This is a genomic window from Stenotrophomonas sp. Marseille-Q5258, from assembly GCF_946900935.1.
Lineage (GTDB): Bacteria > Pseudomonadota > Gammaproteobacteria > Xanthomonadales > Xanthomonadaceae > Stenotrophomonas > Stenotrophomonas nematodicola.
This window is the reverse complement of the sequence record NZ_CAMPPN010000043.1, coordinates 1-19,256: the sequence shown is the minus strand read 5'-3', so window position 1 is coordinate 19,256 and position 19,256 is coordinate 1. Positions and strand designations below refer to the sequence as shown.

The 19,256-nt window shown below is 67.6% G+C and carries 20 protein-coding genes, 1 other RNA gene and 2 pseudogenes; 11 read left to right on the top strand and 12 right to left on the bottom strand.

Annotated elements, in window-relative coordinates; translation table 11 throughout:
* From OC534_RS18760 to OC534_RS18745, 4 genes and pseudogenes are all read left to right on the top strand, one after another.
* Positions 1-510 (top strand): annotated as a pseudogene (locus tag OC534_RS18760) (hypothetical protein); the annotation flags it as partial.
* Between the two features lie 45 nt (positions 511-555).
* The gene (locus tag OC534_RS18755; RefSeq protein WP_136005940.1) at positions 556-1,164 is read left to right on the top strand and encodes a YigZ family protein; all 609 of its coding nucleotides are present in this window, start codon (positions 556-558) and stop codon (positions 1,162-1,164) included.
* Positions 1,157-2,923: an ABC transporter transmembrane domain-containing protein gene (locus tag OC534_RS18750; protein ID WP_017357105.1), complete on the top strand. Its 1,767-nt coding sequence runs from the start codon at positions 1,157-1,159 to the stop codon at positions 2,921-2,923. Before OC534_RS18755 ends, OC534_RS18750 begins: the two co-directional genes overlap by 8 nt.
* A gap of 70 nt (positions 2,924-2,993) precedes the next feature.
* Entirely contained in the window at positions 2,994-3,188 is a 195-nt protein-coding gene (locus OC534_RS18745; RefSeq protein ID WP_017357106.1) for a hypothetical protein, read from the top strand.
* 124 nt (positions 3,189-3,312) lie between these two features.
* On the opposite strand, the gene OC534_RS18740 is transcribed toward OC534_RS18745, so the two are convergent.
* From OC534_RS18740 to hrcA, 7 genes are all read right to left on the bottom strand, one after another.
* The gene (locus OC534_RS18740; protein ID WP_262072371.1) at positions 3,313-4,425 is read right to left on the bottom strand and encodes a prephenate dehydrogenase; all 1,113 of its coding nucleotides are present in this window, start codon (positions 4,423-4,425) and stop codon (positions 3,313-3,315) included.
* Complete coding sequence (pdxY, locus tag OC534_RS18735; RefSeq protein ID WP_136005936.1) at positions 4,422-5,330, bottom strand: pyridoxal kinase; 909 nt, start codon at positions 5,328-5,330, stop codon at positions 4,422-4,424. The genes OC534_RS18740 and pdxY overlap by 4 nt, the downstream gene beginning before the upstream one ends.
* A 65-nt stretch (positions 5,331-5,395) precedes the next feature.
* Positions 5,396-5,833 (bottom strand): hypothetical protein, encoded by a 438-nt coding sequence (locus OC534_RS18730; RefSeq protein WP_262072370.1) that lies wholly within the window; start codon positions 5,831-5,833, stop codon positions 5,396-5,398.
* Between the two features lie 634 nt (positions 5,834-6,467).
* Positions 6,468-7,595 carry a molecular chaperone DnaJ gene (dnaJ, locus tag OC534_RS18725; RefSeq protein WP_262072369.1) on the bottom strand — a complete coding sequence of 376 codons (1,128 nt, stop codon included), beginning with the start codon at positions 7,593-7,595 and terminating at the stop codon, positions 6,468-6,470.
* Positions 7,596-7,756: 161 nt separating this feature from the next.
* Complete coding sequence (dnaK, locus tag OC534_RS18720) at positions 7,757-9,691, bottom strand: molecular chaperone DnaK (RefSeq protein WP_017357110.1); 1,935 nt, start codon at positions 9,689-9,691, stop codon at positions 7,757-7,759.
* Positions 9,692-9,875: 184 nt separating this feature from the next.
* Entirely contained in the window at positions 9,876-10,394 is a 519-nt protein-coding gene (grpE, locus tag OC534_RS18715; protein ID WP_017357111.1) for a nucleotide exchange factor GrpE, read from the bottom strand.
* A gap of 82 nt (positions 10,395-10,476) precedes the next feature.
* Entirely contained in the window at positions 10,477-11,544 is a 1,068-nt protein-coding gene (gene hrcA, locus OC534_RS18710; protein ID WP_017357112.1) for a heat-inducible transcriptional repressor HrcA, read from the bottom strand.
* Positions 11,545-11,655: 111 nt separating this feature from the next.
* On the opposite strand from hrcA, the gene recN reads away from it, so the two are divergent.
* Positions 11,656-13,317 (top strand): DNA repair protein RecN, encoded by a 1,662-nt coding sequence (gene recN / locus OC534_RS18705; protein ID WP_136005934.1) that lies wholly within the window; start codon positions 11,656-11,658, stop codon positions 13,315-13,317.
* Between the two features lie 181 nt (positions 13,318-13,498).
* Here the strand turns inward: recN and fur are convergent, their stop codons facing one another.
* A complete protein-coding gene (gene fur / locus OC534_RS18700) occupies positions 13,499-13,906 on the bottom strand; it encodes a ferric iron uptake transcriptional regulator (protein ID WP_005409235.1) in 408 nt (135 codons plus the stop codon).
* A 103-nt stretch (positions 13,907-14,009) separates the two neighbouring features.
* Here fur and bamE point away from each other — a divergent pair, with 103 nt between their 5' ends.
* Complete coding sequence (gene bamE / locus OC534_RS18695; RefSeq protein WP_136005931.1) at positions 14,010-14,405, top strand: outer membrane protein assembly factor BamE; 396 nt, start codon at positions 14,010-14,012, stop codon at positions 14,403-14,405.
* An 18-nt stretch (positions 14,406-14,423) separates the two neighbouring features.
* Here bamE and OC534_RS18690 read toward each other — a convergent pair whose 3' ends face one another.
* Together OC534_RS18690 and OC534_RS18685 are read right to left on the bottom strand one after the other, a co-directional pair.
* Positions 14,424-14,684: an RnfH family protein gene (locus OC534_RS18690; protein ID WP_262072368.1), complete on the bottom strand. Its 261-nt coding sequence runs from the start codon at positions 14,682-14,684 to the stop codon at positions 14,424-14,426.
* Positions 14,685-14,687: 3 nt separating this feature from the next.
* Positions 14,688-15,116 carry a type II toxin-antitoxin system RatA family toxin gene (locus OC534_RS18685; protein WP_026070781.1) on the bottom strand — a complete coding sequence of 143 codons (429 nt, stop codon included), beginning with the start codon at positions 15,114-15,116 and terminating at the stop codon, positions 14,688-14,690.
* A gap of 61 nt (positions 15,117-15,177) precedes the next feature.
* Between OC534_RS18685 and smpB the strand changes: the two genes are divergently transcribed.
* From smpB to OC534_RS18670, 3 genes and pseudogenes are all read left to right on the top strand, one after another.
* Entirely contained in the window at positions 15,178-15,681 is a 504-nt protein-coding gene (gene smpB, locus OC534_RS18680; RefSeq protein ID WP_017356119.1) for an SsrA-binding protein SmpB, read from the top strand.
* Positions 15,682-15,688: 7 nt separating this feature from the next.
* Positions 15,689-15,841: pseudogene (locus tag OC534_RS18675) on the top strand (DUF6691 family protein); the annotation flags it as partial.
* A gap of 90 nt (positions 15,842-15,931) precedes the next feature.
* Entirely contained in the window at positions 15,932-16,291 is a 360-nt protein-coding gene (locus OC534_RS18670; RefSeq protein ID WP_017356117.1) for a hypothetical protein, read from the top strand.
* Positions 16,292-16,339: 48 nt separating this feature from the next.
* Here OC534_RS18670 and OC534_RS18665 read toward each other — a convergent pair whose 3' ends face one another.
* Positions 16,340-17,020, bottom strand: coding sequence for an isochorismatase family protein (locus OC534_RS18665; RefSeq protein WP_262072367.1), 681 nt, complete (start codon positions 17,018-17,020; stop codon positions 16,340-16,342).
* Between the two features lie 132 nt (positions 17,021-17,152).
* Between OC534_RS18665 and OC534_RS18660 the strand changes: the two genes are divergently transcribed.
* Positions 17,153-18,064: a LysR family transcriptional regulator gene (locus OC534_RS18660; RefSeq protein ID WP_136005925.1), complete on the top strand. Its 912-nt coding sequence runs from the start codon at positions 17,153-17,155 to the stop codon at positions 18,062-18,064.
* A 73-nt stretch (positions 18,065-18,137) separates the two neighbouring features.
* Here the strand turns inward: OC534_RS18660 and OC534_RS18655 are convergent, their stop codons facing one another.
* Complete coding sequence (locus tag OC534_RS18655; protein ID WP_166472883.1) at positions 18,138-18,542, bottom strand: hypothetical protein; 405 nt, start codon at positions 18,540-18,542, stop codon at positions 18,138-18,140.
* Between the two features lie 160 nt (positions 18,543-18,702).
* Here OC534_RS18655 and ssrA point away from each other — a divergent pair.
* Positions 18,703-19,105: a transfer-messenger RNA gene (gene ssrA / locus OC534_RS18650) on the top strand.
* Positions 19,106-19,256: the final 151 nt, after the last annotated feature.

The window sequence follows — 19,256 nt, the reverse complement described above, 5'->3', positions numbered from 1 at the left end:
CCCCAGGCGCGCGTCACCCCCCCGCCATCACCGGTAGTGGCGGAACCGGCACCGGTCACCCCGCCCAGAATGGCGCCGCCGCCTGCTCCGCCGGCACCGGCCGCAGCGCCGCAGGCCTTCTCGATCGAACCGGCCGACAGCGCCGCCGCCGACACCGCGCCGGCGATGGCACCGCCACCGCCACCGGCACCGGCCCCCGCGCAGAAGGCCGTGAGCCCGGAGCGCGCCACCGCGGCGCTCGCGGCGCCACGCCCGGCCCCGAGCGCCGCAGGCGTCATGCAGCGCCGTTCGGCGATGGCACCGTCCAGCGAGGCCGTCCTCTCGGCCAGCGCCGTCGATGCCGCGGTGTCCGCCGATGCCAGCCTGCCGCGCAAGCAGTGGCTCAAGCGTATCCGCGAGCGGCGCGATGCCGGTGATCTGGATACCGCGCGCGCCAGCCTGGAGCGCTACCTGCAGCAGTACCCGGAAGTGCGCATCCCGCGCGACCTGCGCCAACTGCTCGACACCTGAGCCGCGCACGCCGCGTCTCGCAGGCAAAGCTCTAGAATGGCGCGGATGCCCGATACGCTTGCCACCGCCGTCAGTCACAGCCTGGAGATCAAGCACAGCCGCTTCATCGCCCATGCCGCCCCCATCACCGACGCCGGCGCGGCGCTGCAGTTCCTGCAGCAGGTGGCCGTGCCCGATGCGACGCACAACTGCTGGGCCTACCGGCATGGCAACGATTACCGCTCCAGCGATGACGGCGAACCGGCCGGGACCGCCGGCAGACCGATCCTGGCGGCGATCGATGGGCAGGGGTTTGATCGCGTCATGGTGGTGGTCATCCGCTGGTACGGCGGCATCAAACTTGGCGCGGGCGGCCTGGTCCGTGCCTACGGCGGCACCGCTGCCGAATGCCTGCGGCTGGCGCCACGGCAACCGCTGATCGCGCTGGCCGAGCTGGACGTGCACGCCCCGTTCGACGATCTGGGCACGCTGCATGCGGCACTGGCCGCCCACCTGGCCGAAAAGCAGGCCGAAACCTTCACCCCGTCGGGCGTATCGCTGCACCTTCGTCTACCGGCCGATCAGGTCGACCCGTTGAAAAACCGGCTGCGCGACGCCACCCGTGATCGTATCCGCGTGGAAACACGCACCGAACCAGGCCAACCGAATGACTGACACCCCTCCCGCGCCCGCCCCGGCGCTGCGCCGCCTTGGCAGCCTGCGCACGCTGTGGCCGTTCGTGCGCCGCCATGCGGGGCTGTTCAGCGCCTGGCTGGTGGCGCTCGCGGTGTCCTCGGTGGCCACGCTCAGCCTGCCGCCGGCAGTCAAGCTGATGATCGATCATGGCTTCAGCGACAACGGCCAGATCAACCGCGCCTTCGCGCTGCTGTTCCTGGTCGCGGTGGTACTGGCCCTGGCCACCGCTGCCCGCTTCTTCTTCGTCTCCCTGCTCGGCGAAAAGGTCGTCGCCGACCTGCGCAGCCGCCTGTATGCCCACCTGATTGCGCTGGGTGCCGGCTTCCACGACCGCAGCCGCAGCGGCGAGCTGGTCTCGCGCCTCACGGCCGACAGCGAACTGCTGCGCAGCGTCATCGGCTCGACGATGTCGGTGGCATTGCGCAGCAGCGTCACTGTAGTGGGCAGCCTGGTCATGCTGTTCGTCACCAGCCCGGCACTGGCGGCGTGGACGCTGGTCGGCATTCCGCTGGCCGTGCTGCCGATCATCATCGGCGCGCGTCGTCTGCGCCACATTTCGCGCGCCAGCCAGGACCGCATCGCCGACGCCAACAGCCTCGCCGCCGAGACCCTGGGCGCGGTCCGCACGGTGCAGGCGCATGCACGCGAGCCTTACGAGCGCAGCCGCTTCAACGCGGCGCTGGGCGAATCGATCAAGGCCGCGCGCCGGCGCATCGGCGCTCAGTCCATCGTCACCGCCACCGCCATCGTCCTGGTGTTCGGCGCGATCGTCGGGGTGCTGTGGCTGGGGGCGCACGATGTCATCGACGGCCGCATGAGCGCCGGCACGCTGGGCCAGTTCGTGCTGTATGCGTTGATCGGCGGCGGGTCGGTCGGCGCGCTCGCAGAAGTCTGGAATGAACTGCAGCGCGCCTCCGGCGGCATGGGCCGGATCGCCGAACTGCTGCAGGAAGACATCGAGATCACCAGCCCCGCCGATCCGCAGCCGCTGCCCCAGCCGCTGCGTGGCGAGATCCGCTTCGACGACGTGGTGTTCCATTATCCGCAGCGCCCGGACACCGCCGCGCTGGATCATTTCGACCTGCACGTGCGCCCGGGCGAGACCGTGGCTCTGGTCGGTCCCTCCGGCGCGGGCAAGAGCACCGTGCTGTCGATGCTGCTGCGCTTCCACGATCCCGCCGCCGGCCGCATCCAGGTCGATGGCGTGGATGTGCGCCAGGTCGATCCGGCCCAGCTGCGCGCGCAGATGGCGCTGGTGCCGCAGCAGCCCACCCTGTTTGCGAGCACCGCACTGGACAACATCCGTTACGGCCGACTGGAGGCCAGTGACGAGGAGGTGCAGCGCGCTGCTGCGGCTGCCGAAGCCGACGAGTTCCTGCAGGCCCTTCCGGAGGGCTATATGAGCGAGCTGGGAGAGCGTGGCGCACGCCTGTCCGGCGGGCAGCAGCAGCGCATCGCCATCGCACGCGCCCTGCTCAAGGATGCACCGATCCTGCTGCTCGACGAGGCCACCAGCGCGCTGGACGCGCAGAGCGAACGCGCCGTGCAGCAGGCACTGGAGCGGCTGATGGCCGGCCGCACCACGCTGGTCATCGCGCATCGCCTGGCCACCGTGCTGAAGGCCGACCGCATCGTCGTGATGGACCACGGCAGGATCGTCGCACAGGGCACACATGCGCAGCTGCTGGCCGAAGGTGGCCTGTATGCGGAGCTGGCGAAGCTGCAGTTCATCGATTGACGACACACGCCTAACGCGTCGCGATGCATGGTGCACGGACCCTGGTCCGTGCCGCTGCAGGAGGTGTTCCATGTCGTTCCGACAGTTCCCCGCCACTGACGCCAATGGCGAAAACTACGTCATCATCGAGTTCAGGGAGGAGGCTGCCAGCGACACCGCGTCGTCCGCGCCTGCCACCCGTTACGAGCTGGCCGATGGTCGTCATCTGGTCCGCGACGGCCGCCAGTTCCGCACCTCGGGCGGCGAACTTACCCTGACGACCTGACCGCTGGTCATTTTTTCGCCAGCCATCTTGACACCGTTCTGTCGCAAGGGATGAACGCGGTTATCCACATGGTTGTCCGCAATTCATCCACACCCCCTGTGGATGAATGCGGCAGTGCAGCAGGTCAGCGTGACAGCACCCGACCGATGCCGGACGCGTCGATTTCCGCAGCCGCCTGCTGCAGCGCGCGTGCGTCGCTGCCGGCAACGAATCCCACGCGGAAATGCACGTCGCCGGCCGGCGTGCGCGACGAGTGGATGGAAGCCAGGCTCACCGCGTGGCGCTCGAACACATGCAGCAGTTCACGCAGCGAACCGGGGCGATCCTCGGGCAGATGCACGCTGATCGCATTGCGCTCGGTCAGGTCGGCCAGCAGGTAGCCCACCCGCTCGAAGGTATAGTTGCCTTCGGCCAGCACGGCCTCGCCCTGGCTGTCACGATTGTCCAGCAGCAGCTGCTGGCGGAACGCCGCCCGCGCATCGTCGTCGCCCTGCCCGACCTGGCTACGCAGCGTCTGCAGGTGCGCAAGCAGGCGGTCGAGCATCGGCCCAACGTGCGGATTGCCGAACTGGATGTCTTCGTAGATGACCGGGTTCAACGACAGGATGCGCGCGATGATCGCCGTATCCAGCTCGAATGACGCCGACCGGTACGGCATCAGCGCCGGGAGGGGGCCGAGCAGCGGTGCGTACTCGCGCAGCACGCCGGCCTGGGCCAGGTGCGTGGCGTGAACCATTGCCTGCACCAGCGCCATCACCTGGTCGTGGTGCTCGGGCGTGGCGCGCACGCACTCGGCCTCCAGTGCATCGCACAGGCCCTGCACCCACGGCTTCCACTGCGACAGGCGCGCCTCGCAGACCACCATGACGCGGCCTTTCAGGGTCGGCGCCTTCGGCGGCGCGGTCATCGGATGCAGGCCCACCACGTCGGCCTGCGAGGCGAGCATCGCCGCCACCGGCGCGGACTTCACCGACGTGACGTCCAGCCACAGCCGCCCTGCCTCGCGCCCGGCCGAGCGCGCGACGTACTCGCCGATCAACGCCGGGGTATGGCGGATCGGCGCGGAGAAGATCAGCACCTCCGCGCGCGCGACCAGAACCTCGGGGCTGTCCGATCGGGGATCAGCCGGATCGTGTCCCAGTACCTCCAGGCCCATCCGTTGCTGGAGGAACCGCCGCAGCCAGCGCCCGTAGGCTCCGGCACTGCCGACGATGCCAACCACCGGCATCCGGGTCACGCCAGGCGCTCGGGCACGAAGCGCTGCGGCAACGACAGGGCCGCCGGTGCGGCAGCCAGTACGTCGAACTCTTCATGCCCGTTGGCCAGCGTGGTCTCCAACGCCACGTGCACACCGGCGATCGCGCGCGAGATGGCCTGCTCGAAGGCTTCGCCGCGCAGCAGGAAGGCAACCAGCAGCGACATCAGCACGTCGCCGGTGCCGGCCACGTCCACCGGCAGGTGCGGCGAGGTCCAGCGCCAGATCGCATCGCGACTCACCGCCAGCGTCACCAGCTGCCCCGGCTCGCCGCCCACGCTGTGCGCCAGCACCCACTCGGGCCCGCGTGCCAGCAGGGCCTGCGACGCGGCGATGGCTTCGTCCTGGGCCAGGCTCGGCATCCCGGTCAACCGCCCCAGCTCGAACGCATTGGGCGTCACCAGCCACGCGTGCGGCAGCAGGCGCTCGGCGAACACGGTTTCCAGACCAGGCTCCACATACGGACCGGTGTGGGTATCGCCGATCACCGGGTCCAGGCAGTAGCGCAGCTGCGGCGATGCCGGCAGCACCTCGTCCAGCCAGTCGGCGAACGCGGTGCCGTTGCCGACGCTGCCGAAGTAGCCCGAGACCAGCATCCGTGCACGCTGCGGCAACCCGCGCTCGGCGGTGCCCAGCAGCAGGTCCGAGAACCACTCCGAGGGCAGCACGCGGCCACGCGTGGTGGCGTAGAACGGCGCGTTGCTGAGCAGCGTGGTCGGGATCTCCGCCACGCGCACGCCCAGCGCACGCAGCGGCGGTACCGCAGCGCTGTTGCCGGCATGGCCGTAGACGAGCTGGGACTGCACGGAGATGACATCGACCGGCGACGGACCGTCCGGGCGCTGGCGGCGGCCGTGGACCAGGTGGCTTTCGAGGGATTCGTTCATGGGATCGGCACGGTGGGGGGCTCTATGGCCATTATCCCCCAACCGCTATGCCGCATCCTGCCCGTCTACGCAGCCGGATCTGCCCGTTCCGGGATGTGGGGGTCACGCTGCAGCAGGAACTCCCAGGTATCGCTGAAGACCAGTGGGTAATGCAGCGGCCGGCGATCGGCGAACCGTTGCGCGTGGACGGGCTCCCCTTCCACGCGACAGCCGCCCGGCGATTCGAAGGCGACCAGCTCGGTGACAATGGCGTGGCGGGAGCTGCCCGCTTCCTGGAGATGGAGCGCATACGACGGATGCGCGGTAATGCTGCGCTTGAGCACTACCCGTCCCACGGCAGGCGCGTACCAGCTGACGCTGTGCTCCAGCCCCTCGACGGCCGATCGCCCCTGCCAGCGCCTGCCGGTCATGTCATCGGAGGTGGGATTGGACTTTCGCCAGCGTGCACGCCGTTCGATGCGGTACGCACGGACGCTGCCAATCCCAACGTTGATTGTCTCCATGCCCACCACACGATTGCTGGCCTCCTCTTCGTAGTCGTAGCGGTAGGTCCCGTTGGCCCCACGACTGCACCGGGTTCGGCGAAGGCATCGTTCCACGCCGCACCCACCGCAAGTGGGAACCGCAGGATTTCCTTGCGCCCCTGGCGAAGCGGATTGACGTCCGCATAGGTGTCGGTGTGTTCAACCCGCGCCACACCGTCCCCCACCGCCAGCCGCGTCAGGCGCTCCGTCATCCCATCCAGGCGAAGGGACGACACAGGATGGTCGGGACCCATCGAGTACGTCCATCGCGTGCCAGGCGCCAACTGCAGAGGACGCTCGATCGTCCCATCGATCGCATCCAGCCTGCATGCCTCCAACGGCGCGGCGGACACCGCGCCTGCAGCGAGGGAGGCAGTCACCACGGCCACCGGCCATGCGCGGCTTACAGCGCAAGACAGGGATCGAACAGCGGCGTGGACGTTGCGGGCAAGCGTGTTCATCGCGGCATGGTAGTAATCGCTGCAGGCACAGTCACCCACGCCTGTCGCGATCAACACCAAAGGCAGACGACCTGCACCGGACCGCGACGGGAACAAAAAAAAAGCCCCCTGTCTCCAGGGGGCCTTCGGTACAAGGCAGGAACCAACGCCGCTTATGACGTCATCCGATCCCAGAACCCCTTCACGCCATCGATGAACGTGGCCGACTTCGGCGAGTGCTTGCGCGCTTCTTCGCCGGTGAAGGTGGTTTCAAACTGCTCCAGCAGCTTGCGCTGCTCGGTGGTGAGGTTGACCGGGGTCTCCACCACCACGCGGCAATACAGATCGCCTTCGCTGCGGCTGCGCACCGACCGTACACCCTTGCCGCGCAGGCGGAACAGCTTGCCGGTCTGGGTTTCGGCCGGAATGCGGATCTCGGCGTACCCGCCCAGCGTGGCCACGCGCACGGTGTCGCCGAGCGCCGCCTGCGAGATGCGGATCGGCACTTCGCAGTGCAGGTCGTCACCGTCGCGCTGGAAGATAGCGTGCTCGCGCACCCGCACTTCCACATACAGATCGCCCGCCGGCGTACCGGCCGGACCGGCCTCGCCTTCGCCGGACAGGCGGATGCGGTCACCGGTATCGACGCCCGCAGGCACCTTCACCGACAACACCTTGTCTTCCTCGACACGGCCGTTGCCGTGGCAGGTCTTGCAGGGATTGGGAATGATCTGGCCACGGCCACCGCAGTTGTGGCAGGCCTGCTGCATGGCAAAGATGCCGCGCTGCACGCGCACCTGGCCGCGCCCCTGGCAGACGGTGCAGGTGTCCACCTTGCCGTCTTCCGAGCCGTTGCCGTGGCAGTCACCGCATTCGGCCAGGGCCGGAATCTCGATGCGGCGCTCCACGCCCATCACCGCTTCTTCCAGGTCCAGCTCCATCACGTAGCCGATGTCGGCACCGCGACGGGCTTGGCGCGGACCACCGCCACCGCCGCCGAAGATGTTGCCGAAAATGTCGCCGAAAATGTCGTTCATGTCCGGGCCGCCCGGACCGCCGCCACCGCCCATGCCATGCTCGAACGCGGCGTGGCCGTGGGCGTCGTACATGCGGCGCTTGTTGGCGTCGGACAGGACTTCGTAGGCTTCCTTGCATTCCTTGAAGGATGCTTCGGCAGCCGCATCACCCGGATTGCGGTCCGGGTGGAACTTCATCGCGCAACGGCGATAGGACTTCTTCAGCTCTTCTTCGCTGGCGGTGCGGGACACGCCCAGCACTTCGTAGTAATCGCGCTTGCTCATAACTTGGATCGGGTTCCGGAAGTCGGGATTCGTCAACGCGCAAGAGCGGAACCAGGTCCGCTCTTGCGTCGGGCGCCCCGACAGGCCGGGATACGGCTGTCAGGACCTGGGGGAAACGACAACGGGACGCTGCCTGCGCAACGTCCCGCGTCTTGTCCGGATCAGGACTTCTTGTCGTCCTTGACTTCGGTGAACTCGGCGTCGACCACGTCGTCATGCGCGCCGTTGGTGTTGCCGGCACCGGCATCGGCACCCGCAGCGGCACCGCCCTGCTCGGCGGCGGCCGCCGCGGCGAACAGCGACTGGCCGGCCTCTTCCAGCACCTTCGACTTGGCTTCGATCTGCGCCTTGTCGTCGCCCTTCATCGCCGTTTCCAGGTCGGACAGGGCCGACTCGACCTTGCCGATCACATCACCACCGACCTTGCTGCCGTGCTCGTTGATCGCAGTACGGGTACCGTGGATCAGCGCGTCGGCCTGGTTGCGGGCTTGGACCAGCTCGTGGAACTTCTTGTCTTCCTCGCGGTTGGCTTCCGCGTCGGCGACCATGCGCGCGATCTCGTCCTCGGACAGACCCGAACCGGCCTTGATCTCGACCTTCTGTTCCTTGTTGGTCTTCTTGTCCTTGGCCGACACGTGCAGGATGCCGTTGGCGTCGATGTCGAAGGACACTTCCACCTGCGGCATGCCGCGCGGGGCCGGCTCGATGCCGGACAGGTCGAACTTGGCCAGCGACTTGTTGAAGCGGGCCTGTTCGCGCTCACCCTGCAGCACGTGCACGGTCACGGCCGACTGGTTGTCCTCGGCGGTGGAGAACACCTGCGAGGCCTTGGTCGGGATGGTGGTGTTCTTCTCGATGATCTTGGTGAACACGCCACCCATCGTCTCGATGCCCAGCGACAGCGGGGTCACGTCCAGCAGCAGCACGTCCTTGACGTCGCCGCCGAGCACGCCACCCTGGATGGCCGCACCCAGTGCCACGGCTTCGTCCGGGTTGACGTCCTTGCGCGGTTCCTTGCCGAAGAACTCGGTCACGGCCTGCTGTACCTTCGGCATGCGGGTCTGGCCGCCGACCAGGATCACTTCGCTGATGTCGCTCGAGCGCAGGCCGGCGTCATTCAGCGCCACGCGGCACGGTTCGATCGACTTCTTGATCAGCTCTTCCACCAGCGCTTCCAGCTTGGCGCGGGTCAGCTTGATGTTCAGGTGCTTCGGACCCGAGGCGTCGGCGGTGACGTACGGCAGGTTCACTTCGGTCTGCTGCGCGCTGGACAGTTCGATCTTGGCGCGCTCGGCGGCGTCCTTCAGGCGCTGCAGGGCCAGCGGATCCTTGCGCAGGTCGATGCCCTGGTCCTTGTTGAACTCGTCGACGAGGTACTCGATGACGCGGTTGTCGAAGTCTTCGCCGCCCAGGAAGGTGTCGCCGTTGGTGGCCAGCACTTCGAACTGCTTTTCACCGTCGACGTTGGCGATTTCGATCACCGACACGTCGAAGGTGCCGCCGCCCAGGTCGTACACCACGATCTTGCGATCCTTGTTGTCGCCCTTGTCCAGGCCATAGGCCAGTGCGGCCGCGGTCGGCTCGTTGATGATGCGCTTGACGTCCAGACCGGCAATGCGGCCGGCGTCCTTGGTCGCCTGGCGCTGGCTGTCGTTGAAGTAGGCCGGCACGGTGATCACCGCTTCGGTCACGGTCTCGCCCAGGAAGGCTTCGGCCGTCTTCTTCATCTTCTCCAGCACGCGGGCGGAGATTTCCTGCGGCGCCATCTTCTTGGCGTCGCTGGTCTGCACCCAGGCGTCGCCGTTGTCGTGGGCCAGGATGCCGTAGGGCACGTGCGCGATGTCCTTCTGGACTTCAGCGTCGGTGAACTTGCGGCCGATCAGGCGCTTGACGGCGTAGAAGGTGTTCTTCGGGTTGGTGACGGCCTGGCGCTTGGCCGAGGCGCCCACCAGCACTTCGCCGTCCTTGGTGTAGGCGACGATGGAAGGCGTGGTGCGGTCACCCTCCGCATTCTCGATGACGCGGGCCTTGCCGCCGTCCATGATCGCCACACACGAGTTGGTGGTGCCGAGGTCGATACCAATGATCTTGCCCATGAGGGAGACTCCTGAAAGTTCTGGGAACATCCGGCTGCTGCCGGGTTATGAATGGGATGTGTGGGACGCCGGGAAGACTTTCAAGCCATCCACCGAACACAGTGTCCGATGGCTGCCAAACGCGTTCAGCGTCCGGTGATGGGGCCGGGCGGAACCGGCCCCGTCCGCCGGGGAGCGCCCGGCGTCACGCGTCGCGTGCGACCACGACGAGGGCCGGGCGCAGCAGGCGATCATTGAGCTGATAGCCCTTCTGGAACACCTGGACCACGCTGCCGGGTGCCGCACCGGGCGCGTCGACCTGGCTGATCGCCTGGTGGTGGTCCGGGTTGAACGGCTGGCCGGTCGGGTCCAGCAGGGTCAGGCCGTTGTCCGCGGCGACCTTGAGCAGCTGCTTGTACGTCAGCTCCAGGCCTTCGCGCAGCGGGCTGGGGTCGGTGCCGGCGGCTGCCAGGCCGGCGTCGAGGCTGTCGAACACCGGCAGCAGCTCGCCCAGCAGCTTTTCATTGGCGAAGCGGCGCGCCTGCTCGACGTCGCGGGCCACGCGCTTGCGCTGGTTGTCCAGGTCGGCGCGCTCGCGCAGCGACTCGGCCTTCAGCAGCGCCAGCTCGTTGTGCAGGCTCTCGACCTGCTGCTGCAGCGCATCGGCCGGGGCCTGCTCGCCGGTCGACGTCTGGGATGCGATATCTGACTGATCTTGGTTCATTTCCGTTTCCCTGGCGGTGACTCCCCGCCTCCACCCACCCCTATGTGGGCGCGCCGACCGGTTTCAAGAGCTGAACCGTCGATCAGGCCCGCTCACGGGACAATCCGCCCGGTCCACCCGGTTCCAACGCCGCCCCCAGCACCTCGGCCGTAGCCTGCACCAGCGGAATCATGCGGTCGTAGGCCATCCGCTTGGGGCCGATCACCCCCAGCACGCCCAGCACCCGGCCACCGGCCGAGTACGGGGCGGTCACCAGCGAGACGCTCTCCAGCGGCATCACGCCGGTCTCCTCGCCGATGAAGATGCGCACGCCCGGGGCCTGGATGGTGCGCTCCAGCAGCTGCAGGATCTCGCGCTTGCTGGCGAACACGTCGAACAGCTCGCGCAGGCGCTCCAGGTCCGACAGGTCCTGCACCCCCATCAGCCGGGTCTGTCCGGCCAGCACCATGTCATCGGCCGGCGGCACCAGCGCCTGCTCGGCCAGCTCGATGCTGTGCGCCAGCAGCTGCTCCATCTCCGACTGCGCGTCGCGCAGCTCCAGCAGCAGCCGCGCGCGGATCTCCGACAGCGGCCGGCCCGCGCACTGCGCATTGAGGTAATTGGCCACCTGCTCCAGCTCGCCCGGCTCCCAGCTGCGGCGCGGCTCGATCACCCGGTTCTGCACCTCGTTGTCGGCGAACACCAGGATCGCCAGCACCCGGCGCGCGTCCAGCGCCACGAAATCGATGTGGCGGAACGCGAACTGCTCCCGGCGCGGCGCACTCACCACGCCCACGAAATGGCTCATCGCCGACAACAGCTCCGAGGCGCTGCCCAGCAGTGCCTGGGTGCCGGTACCGGTGGCCAGTTCGCTGCGCAGGCGGGTCAGTTCGCCCTCGCCTGGCGGTTGCATCTTGACCAGGCTGTCCACGAACACCCGGTAGCCGTTCGCGGTCGGCACCCGGCCTGCCGAGGTGTGCGGCGAACTGAGCAGGCCCAGGTCTTCCAGATCGGCCAGGATGTTGCGGATGGTGGCCGGGCTGACATCCAGCCCCGCATGCCGCGCCAGGGTCTGCGACCCCACCGGCTCGCCATCCTGGATATGGCGCGCGATCAGCGTCCGCAGCAGATGGCGGGCACGGGGCGCAAGATGGGGAGAGGAAGGGTGCATGGAATCAGCCTGTGAGACGCCCCCTTAGATAATGGCTGGACCCGGCGTTGGCAAGTCATTGGAGCCGCCCCTCGCCCATGCTAGCTTTGCGCGGCTCACGAACCTCAGACCATGCTTAGACATCTATCGATCAAGGATTTTGCAGTCGTCCGCGCTACCGAACTCGAATTCGGGCCGGGCATGACCGTGGTCAGCGGCGAAACCGGCGCGGGCAAGTCGCTGATGGTGGACGCGCTGGGCTTCCTGTCCGGGCTGCGCGCCGACAGCGGCGTGGTCCGCCACGGCGCCGCCCGCGCCGAGCTGTCGGCCGAATTCGCCCCGCCCGCCGATGCGCCGGCGCGGCAGTGGCTGCGCGACAACGAGCTCGACGACGAGGACCAGTGCCAGCTGCGCCGGATCATCCGTGCCGACGGCGGCTCGCGGGCCTGGATCAACGGCCGGCCGGTCACCCTGTCACAGCTCACCGAACTGGCCGCCACCCTGGTAGAGATCCACGGCCAGCACGAACAGCAGGCCCTGCTGTCGCGGCCCTCGCAGCTGGCCCTGCTGGATGCCTACGCCCGCAACGAGGCCGAACGCAGCCAGGTCCGCCAGGCGGCGGCCCGCTGGCAGGCACTGGTGGACGAGGCCGAGGCCCTGTCCAAACAGGGAGACGTGAGCGACCGCATCGGATTCCTTGAACACCAGCTGGGCGAACTGCAGCGCGAAGACCTGGACCCCGCCTCGATCGTGGCGCTGGGCAGCAGCCATCGCCGGCAGGCGCACGCCAGCGCGCTGATCAGCGCCTGCGATGTGGCCGCCGGCCGCCTCAACGGCGACGACGACGTGTCCGTCCTGCAGTTGCTGCAGCAGACCCGGCATGATCTCGCCCGGGTGGCCGAACACGACACCCGCCTGGGCGAGGTGGACGCGCTGCTGGACAGCGCGTCCATCCAGCTGCATGAAGCCCTGTCGCTGCTGGACCGGGTCCATGACGACCTCGACGCCGATCCGGAGCAGTTCGAGGACATCGAACGCCGGCTGGGCCGCCTGCACGATCTGGCGCGCAAGCATCGGGTGCCGATGGAAGCCCTGGGCGAACACCGTGACGCACTGGACGCCGAGGTCGAACAGCTGCGGGGCGCGGACGAGCGCCTGCAGGCCCTGGCAGGCGAGATCCAGCGCGCGAGCGGGCAATGGCAGGCCGTGGCGGCCGCGCTCAGCGCCAGCCGCCAGCAGGCCGCAGCCGCCCTGTCGCAGACCACCACCGACCTGATCGGCGAGCTGGGCATGGGCGGGGGCCAGTTCCTGATCGACATCGAGCCCCAGGCCGTGGCCAAGCCGGACCCCAACGGCGCCGAGCGCGTCGAGTTCCTGGTCGCGGCCAATGCCGGCCAGCCTCCCCGCGCCCTGCGCAAGGTCGCCTCCGGCGGCGAACTGTCCCGGATCTCGCTGGCGATCGAGGTGGCTGCCCTGGGCCTGGACGCGGTGCCGACGATGGTCTTCGACGAAGTGGATTCGGGCATCGGCGGCGCCGTGGCCGACATCGTGGGGCAGAAGCTGCGCGCCTTGGGCGAAAAGCGCCAGGTGCTGTGCGTGACCCATCTGCCGCAGGTGGCCTCCAAAGGCCATGCCCATTACCGGGTCAGCAAGGCACCGGTGGACGGCATGACCCAGAGCGCGGTCGAGAAGCTGGACACCCGGGCGCGCGAGGAAGAGCTGGCGCGCATGCTGGGCGGGGTGGAAGTCACCAAGGAAGCCCGCGCCGCGGCGCGGAAACTGTTGCAGGCCTGACCGGCCCTGGCAACCGGCAGGCGACGACCCCCGGTCGTCGCTGCGTTGCACCCCGACCGACGGCATGGCCGCCGTAACGGCCGCCGACGGTCGGGCGGCCGGCAAGCGGCGTTGGGAACGCCTGCGCCGTGCCTTGCGGGAGCTACTTGCGGGAGCTACCCGCGTAACAGCCGTCTGGCGGTTACTTGCGCTTCTTGCGCACGTAGAGCACCAGCGAGTGCTCTTCCAGCTCGTAACCGTGGTCGGCCGCGATCTTGCGCTGCAGCTCCTCGATCTCGTGGCTTTCGAACTCGATGATCTTGCCGCTGTCCACGTCGACCATATGGTCGTGGTGGCCGCCGCGGTCGAGTTCATAGACGGCCTGGCCGCCCTCGAAATTGTGCTTCAGGACCAGGCCGGCGGCCTCGAACTGGGTCAGCACCCGGTACACCGTCGCCAGGCCGATCTCGTCGCCGTGCTCGAGCAGCTGGCGGTAGATGTCCTCGGCGGTCATGTGGTGCTGGGCGTTGCGCTGCTCAAGCAGGGCAAGGATCCGCATCCGCGGATGGGTCACCTTCAGGCCGACTTTGCGCAGGTCGTGGGTTTCCATAATTCTCCGTTCATTGGCGATTTAGCGCCAGCTGCCTCGGATTGGGTCGCGGCGACACGTCGGGAGTGTATCATCGACTCGATTTCCCCAAACGCCATTCCCGATGCGCAATCTCCTGCTGGTCGCCGCCGTTGCCCTGTCCACCACGGGCTGCGGCATCATCTATAAGCAACCCATCTATCAGGGCAACCTGATCCGGGAGCAGGCCGTCGGTCAGCTGCAGGTGGGTCAGAGCAAGCAGCAGGTCAATGCCCTGCTCGGCACTCCCTCCATTCCCGACCCGTTCCACGCCCAGCGCTGGGACTACACCGCCAGCCAGCGCATCAACCGGCTGGGCAACACTGAAGTGAAGAACTTCACGGTGTTCTTCGAGAACGACCTGGTGACCCGCTGGGAGGGCGACTACTTCCCGAACCAGGACGCCGAACTCGCCCGCACCAGCATCCGCCAGTTCGGCCGCAACCTGGCCAAGGACAAGAAGAAGCAGCGCGGCCGCTGAGGCCCCGCGGCACGGCAATCAGCGGCCGGCGCCCGCGCGCCGGCGGCGGTTGTCCTTGGGGTCGGCCAGCAGGGGGCGCAGCAGCTCGACCCGGTCGCCGTCGTGCAGCACCTGCGTGGCGGTCGCCAGCAGGCCATGCACGGCCACCGCCGGGCACTGCGCACTGCCCTCGATCGCCGCCGCCTGGATCGCATCGCCGACGGTGGCCCCTTCGCACAGGGACAGCACGCGGACCTCGGCACGGTCCGGCCAGGCCAGCACCACCTCCACCCGGATCATCGTTCAGTCCTGCTCGTCGGCGACACGAACGAAATCATTGACCATGCGGTCTGCCAGGCCCTGGAAGCCCAGCGCGAGCGCCGGCCCGAGCAGGCGGGAGTTCGGTTCGAACTCCAGCGTGAGGGTCACCTTGCAGGCATCCTCGGCAAGTGCATGGAATTCCCAGCGCCCATGCAGGCGCTTGAACGGACCATCGCGCAGCTGCATGTCGATGCTGCACGGTCGCTGCAACGCGTTCTCGGTCATGAACCAGGTCGAGAACGAACCCAGACCCAGGTCCAGGCGCGCCACCAGGCGATCCGGAGCGGATTCCAGAATCTGCGAGGCCGAGCACCAGCGGAAGCGGCGCGGATAGGCGTCAATATCATTGACCAGGTCGAACATACGGGCAGCCGAATGTTCGACCAGGGCACTACGGCGGATAGTTGGCATGCGGCGGTACTGGTGTGCTGATGAATCGACCGGGGAGGCCCGAATCGGAGACAATACGGACATGAGCAAGAACAGCGGCAAGGATAAAGCAAAGAACGCGACGGCCAACAAAACCATCGCGCTCAACAAGCGTGCCCGCCACGAGTACCACATCGAGGACCGTTTCGAAGCCGGCCTGGCCCTGCAGGGCTGGGAGGTCAAGTCGATCCGTGCCGGGCGCGGCAACATCATCGATGCCTACGCCTACGTGCGTGACGGCGAAATCTACCTGATCGGTGCGCAGATCACCCCGTTGATCCAGGCCTCCACCCACGTGGTGGCCAACGACCGGCGCGAGCGCAAGCTGCTTCTGCACCGCAGCGAGATCGACAAGCTGATCGGCAAGGTCCAGCGCGACGGCTACACCATCGTGCCCACCGCGATGTACTGGAGCAAGAACAAGATCAAACTGGAAATCGCCCTGGCCAAGGGCAAGCAGACCCACGACAAGCGCGATGCCGAAAAGGACCGCGACTGGGCCCGCGAAAAGTCGCGCACCATGCGCCGCCACAACCGCGACGCCTGACCCCGCCGGCGCCGCCCTGTTCGGCGTGGGCCGGGGCCTGACCGGCTGCTGTCCGGGACCGGCCCTGGTCCGGCTGGGCATCGGCGCGCTGGAGGCGCTGTGGTTCGTCCCCGTGATGCTGGCCGGCGTGGCCGTGCAGCGCTGGCAATCGCGCCGTTGAGGCGGCGTTGCAGGAGACCGTGCAGGCCGATCCCCTGCGCGGGCCTTACAAGTGTCAGAATCCATCCTCAATACAGCACAGGAACGGCGCGTGACCCTCGAACAAACCCAGGCTTCGGCGCACCCGGCAGACGCAGTCGCCGACCTCACGGCCGATGTGGCTGCCCTGGAGTTCGTGTTTTCCGAACTCACCCGCACGATGGACCCCGCCGCCCTGCTGAAGGTGCTGACCTACCTGCTGCGCAACGTGCGACGCGATCTGGGCGACGCCGCCCCCAGCCGCGAACAGGCCGTCCTGATCGCGCGACTGCAGACGCTGATGCAGCAGACCGAGCCGGAAGTCCGCAAGCAGGCATCGGCGCTGCGCAACGAGCACAACCGAGTGCGCAAGGAAAAGGCCCGTCACCAGGCGGACAGCCGCCGCCTGCGCGAGCACGGCCCGCGCGGCTGAGCCGGTCGGGGCCGGCCGTGTTCGGCAGGCCCACCCAGGCGCGGGGTCCTACCCGCGCTGCGAATCCAGCACTTCCTGGCGCAACGCCACGTCCTGCGCCTTGGCATGGCTCTCGATCAACAGCTGGTAGGCCGGGAAGATCTGCGTGTAGATCTGCGCCCACTGCGCCGCATCCTCGCGGTGCCAGGTCTTCTGCAGTTCCGAGGCGACCGCGGCAGTGTCCATCGGCACCACGCCGGCCTGCACCACCCGTGCCAGGGTGATTTCCTGCGCCATCTTGGAATAGGTGCCGGAGGCGTCGATCACGGCGAATACCTGGTACCCGTCGGCAACCGCGGCGATAGACGGGAACGCCATGCAGACACTGGTGATGGTGCCGGCGATGATCAGCTGGCGGCGACCGGTCGCCTTCACCGCAGCAACGAAGTCGGGATTGTCCCAGGCGTTGATTTCGCCGCGCCGCGCCACGTACTGCGCATGCGGCGCTGCGGCGCGGATCTCCGGAATCAACGGCCCGTTCGGCCCCTGCGGCACCGATGCGGTGGTGATCACGGGCATCTTCGTCAGCGTCGCCATCTGCGCCAGCGCGGTGGCATGGGCGCGCAACGTTGGCATCGGCATATCGTGCACGGTCTGGAACAGGCCGCTCTGGTGGTCGATCAACAGCATGGCCGCATTGGCCGGGTCGATCACGGGGGCGGCGTTGTTGAAGTTGGCGGGGGTGCTCATCTGGCGGTCCTCGGGTGTCTGGGGCTGGCCGGCAGGCTGCCGAACCATGCGATCCAGACTATTCACGGAACGATGGACCCGGTAGCCAGCAGGTTCTATCCTCAGCGTCCCACCAGATGAACGATGCTCGACATGAGCACCCTCGACCTCAACGACCTCTCCTACTACGCGCATGTGGTCGAGCATGGCGGCTTCGCCCCGGCCGGGCGGGCGCTGGGCATTCCCAAGTCCAAACTCAGCCGTCGCATCGCCCTGCTTGAGGAACGGCTCGGTGTCCGCCTGATCCACCGCTCCACCCGCCGCTTCTCTGTCACCGAGGTGGGCCAGCAGTACTATGCGCACTGCAAGGCGATGCTGGTCGAAGCCGAAGCGGCTGAAGAGGCGATCGCCCTGTCGCGCGCCGAGCCGCGTGGCACGGTACGCATCGCGGTGCCGGTCGCCATCCTGCATGCGCGCATGGGGGTGATGCTGGCCGACTTCCTGGCCGAACACCCGAAAGTCTCGCTGCACCTGGACGCCACCAACCGGCGCGTGGATGTGATCGGCGAAGGCCTGGACATCGCCATCCGGGTCCGGCCGCCGCCGCTGGCCGACAGCGACCTGATCGTGCGCGTACTGGCCACCCGCAACTGGTGCGTGGCGGCCAGCCCGTCGCTGTTCGCCCACACGCCGGTGCCCACCGTACCGGCCGACCTTGCGCACTTCCCCAGCGTTGACCTCAGCGCCGCGCACCAGGTCCATGCCTGGCAGTTGACCGCCGCCGACGGCGCCGTGGCGCTGGTCCACCACGTACCGCGCATGGTCAGCGACGACATGGTCGCGCTGCGCGCAGCCGCCGTCGCCGGCGTGGGCATCCTGATGCTGCCCACGATGATGATCTGCGACGAACTGGCCGATGGCCGCCTGGTCCGCCTGCTGCCCGACTGGCAGCCGCACCACGGCATCGTGCACGCGGTATTCCCCTCACGCCGGGGCCTGCTGCCGGCAGTGCGTGCACTGATCGACTACCTCGCCATGCGCTTCGAGCAGTTGCAGGAAGACTGAGCGCGCGCGTGCGCGGCGGTCCCCCGCGCGGTGCGCCCATCGGGACGCCCCTGCCCGCGCTGCGGCTGTTGACTCAGCCCGCGAAGGGACCTGCGCGTCCGTCCCAGCCCATCACCCCTTGCACCGGCACCGGGATGAAGGTGATGCGCCACTGCTCCGGCGACAGCCAGGCGATTTCCGAGAAGGTGTCCGCCAGCCGGCCGGTCTCCTGCCACCACGCCATCAGCCGTGCCGGCGCATCCACCACCTGCGGCTGGTACTGGAACGGAATCCCGTCTGCGTTCAGCTTCCGCAGCGCATCGAACAAGGCCGGGTTGTCGCAGCGCGGCCCGTGGTCATCGAACGGTATCGTCTGCCGCGCCAGCCCCTCGGACAGCACAATGCCGCCCGGCTCCAGGTGGGACACACTCAACGGGGCAGGCACACGCGGCGCGCTGATACGTGCGTCGAAGGGGGGCCGGCGTCCTGGCAGCAGCATGGGAGGTCCAGTGGAGAAGAGCTGGGGGCATGGTAGAAGGAAACGGCCCAACGTGACTGTTCAGCCAAATAGGCGTAGGATTCGCGGTGTCAGGTGAACCTGCGGCGATGTCTTCGGACAAGGTCGAAGGTTTGAAAACCTTACTGTTCTTGAAGAAACCGGGGGTGCATTGGTTTCGACGGGGGTTGTGAAGTTACTTGGTGCATGCCGAGGGGGCCGCTTTCCTCGTTAATCCAGCAGCAAACTTCTAGTTGCCAACGACGACAACTACGGTTCGAACGACTTCGCAATCGCTGCCTAAAAACAGCTTTAGCGTTTAGTTCTACAGCCGCCTAAGGCGAACCCCCGAACCTACTTGTGCCCGTGCTCGTAGGTGTAGGGTCATTATCACGGAACCGGTTGTGATGGCTGCCTGTCAGTCACGACTTAACTAAAGCAGGCTGGTCCTGGGGTGCGCTTTGCACACCGTGCTGCCACAGGATGAGATCCAACGGTGAGCTAAGCATGTAGTACCGGGGATGGAGTGCCTTCGGACGGCGGTTCAATTCCGCCCACCTCCACCATTAGATGGTCCCGCAAGGGCCACAGAAAGCCGGAATTCCTCATCAAACAAGGGGTTCCGGCTTTTTTGTTGTCCGGGGTTGTCCGGGCTGTTCCGTTGCAGCCCATGAGACGCTGGGGGTATATCTAGGGGTATCCGCCCTGCCCCAAAAC

Bases quoted from the DNA above. Each gene is read 5' to 3' on its own strand.
- dnaJ (WP_262072369.1), bottom strand. From the start codon at position 7,595: ATGAGCAAGCGCGATTACTACGAAGTGCTGGGCGTGTCCCGCACCGCC.
- pdxY (WP_136005936.1), bottom strand. From the start codon at position 5,330: ATGAACGAATCCCTCGAAAGCCACCTGGTCCACGGCCGCCGCCAGCGC.
- smpB (WP_017356119.1), top strand. From the start codon at position 15,178: ATGAGCAAGAACAGCGGCAAGGATAAAGCAAAGAACGCGACGGCCAAC.
- fur (WP_005409235.1), bottom strand. From the start codon at position 13,906: ATGGAAACCCACGACCTGCGCAAAGTCGGCCTGAAGGTGACCCATCCG.
- grpE (WP_017357111.1), bottom strand. From the start codon at position 10,394: ATGAACCAAGATCAGTCAGATATCGCATCCCAGACGTCGACCGGCGAG.
- OC534_RS18730 (WP_262072370.1), bottom strand. From the start codon at position 5,833: ATGGAGACAATCAACGTTGGGATTGGCAGCGTCCGTGCGTACCGCATC.
- OC534_RS18655 (WP_166472883.1), bottom strand. From the start codon at position 18,542: ATGCTGCTGCCAGGACGCCGGCCCCCCTTCGACGCACGTATCAGCGCG.
- OC534_RS18755 (WP_136005940.1), top strand. From the start codon at position 556: ATGCCCGATACGCTTGCCACCGCCGTCAGTCACAGCCTGGAGATCAAG.
- OC534_RS18690 (WP_262072368.1), bottom strand. From the start codon at position 14,684: ATGATCCGGGTGGAGGTGGTGCTGGCCTGGCCGGACCGTGCCGAGGTC.
- OC534_RS18660 (WP_136005925.1), top strand. From the start codon at position 17,153: ATGAGCACCCTCGACCTCAACGACCTCTCCTACTACGCGCATGTGGTC.
- OC534_RS18665 (WP_262072367.1), bottom strand. From the start codon at position 17,020: ATGAGCACCCCCGCCAACTTCAACAACGCCGCCCCCGTGATCGACCCG.
- hrcA (WP_017357112.1), bottom strand. From the start codon at position 11,544: ATGCACCCTTCCTCTCCCCATCTTGCGCCCCGTGCCCGCCATCTGCTG.
- OC534_RS18685 (WP_026070781.1), bottom strand. From the start codon at position 15,116: ATGCCAACTATCCGCCGTAGTGCCCTGGTCGAACATTCGGCTGCCCGT.
- OC534_RS18745 (WP_017357106.1), top strand. From the start codon at position 2,994: ATGTCGTTCCGACAGTTCCCCGCCACTGACGCCAATGGCGAAAACTAC.
- OC534_RS18750 (WP_017357105.1), top strand. From the start codon at position 1,157: ATGACTGACACCCCTCCCGCGCCCGCCCCGGCGCTGCGCCGCCTTGGC.
- dnaK (WP_017357110.1), bottom strand. From the start codon at position 9,691: ATGGGCAAGATCATTGGTATCGACCTCGGCACCACCAACTCGTGTGTG.
- bamE (WP_136005931.1), top strand. From the start codon at position 14,010: ATGCGCAATCTCCTGCTGGTCGCCGCCGTTGCCCTGTCCACCACGGGC.
- recN (WP_136005934.1), top strand. From the start codon at position 11,656: ATGCTTAGACATCTATCGATCAAGGATTTTGCAGTCGTCCGCGCTACC.